The sequence below is a fragment of the Caldovatus aquaticus genome (assembly GCF_019458025.1).
Taxonomy (GTDB): Bacteria; Pseudomonadota; Alphaproteobacteria; order Acetobacterales; family Acetobacteraceae; genus Caldovatus; species Caldovatus aquaticus.
The window spans coordinates 1-863 of the sequence record NZ_JAHZUY010000133.1 but is presented as its reverse complement, the minus strand read 5'-3'; the positions used below and the strand labels follow the sequence as shown (position 1 = coordinate 863).

Here is an 863-nt window from a genome sequence, read left to right as displayed (position 1 = left end):
TTAGAGCGTGTTTGAGAAGTGCTGGCTGCTAGGTGATGCGGCGGAGCATGGTGGCGGTGGCGGCGATGACGATGAGGGTTTCGGCGACATCGGTGCGCTGCTCGAAGTCGCGGACGAGACGGCGGTGCTTGATCAGCCATCCGAAGCTGCGCTCGATGACCCATCGGCGCGGCAGCGGCGCGAAACGTGACAGGGCGCGGGGCCGCCTGACGATGGAGAGCGCAAGATTGGCCTTCTGCTTCGCCCAGGCGACGAGCTTGCCGGCGTATCCGCCATCGGCGAACACGGTCTGGACGAAGCACCAGAGGCCGCGCGAGGCGCGCAGGAGAGGCTTGGCGCCGTCGCGGTCCTGCAGGCTGCCGGCATGCACCTGCACCGCGAGCAGGCGGCCGTCGGTGTCGGTCAGGATGTGCCGCTTGCGCCCCGCGATCTTCTTGCCCGCGTCGTAGCCGCGGGAGCCCCCTTTTGATCGCCGGTGCGCACCGACTGGCTGTCGATGATCGCCGCCGTCGGGCTGGCTTCGCGGCCTGCCCGCGCGCGGTCGGCCAGCAGCACGGCATGGTGGATGCGCTCCCACACGCCTTCGGCCTGCCAGCGGCGGAGGTAGTAGTAGACGGTCTGCCAGGGCGGGAAGTCGTGCGGCAGCAGGCGCCAGGCCATGCCACCGCGCAGCACGTAGAGGATCGCGTTGACCAGTTCGCGCGACGATGCCCGGCGCGGCCTGCCGCCGGGCCGCGCCTGTGGCACAAGCTCGGCAATCGCCGCCCACTGGGCATCGGTCAGGTCGGTCGGGTAGGGTCGGCGGCGCCGTCGCATCGGGTGTCGCCCTCAAGGCCGACACCCCATGAATCACGCTTCTCCCC

Annotated in this window: 1 protein-coding gene; it reads right to left on the bottom strand. The window is 70.1% G+C overall.

Annotated elements, in window-relative coordinates; translation table 11 throughout:
* Nucleotides 1-28 precede the first annotated feature (28 nt).
* Nucleotides 29-816, bottom strand: a protein-coding gene (locus K1J50_RS18800; protein ID WP_220119276.1) for an IS5 family transposase whose coding sequence is annotated in 2 segments (ribosomal slippage) — nucleotides 29-466 and nucleotides 469-816 — 786 coding nt in all. Because the reading frame shifts where the segments join, the coding sequence is not laid out codon by codon here.
* Between the last annotated feature and the right edge of the window lie 47 nt (nucleotides 817-863).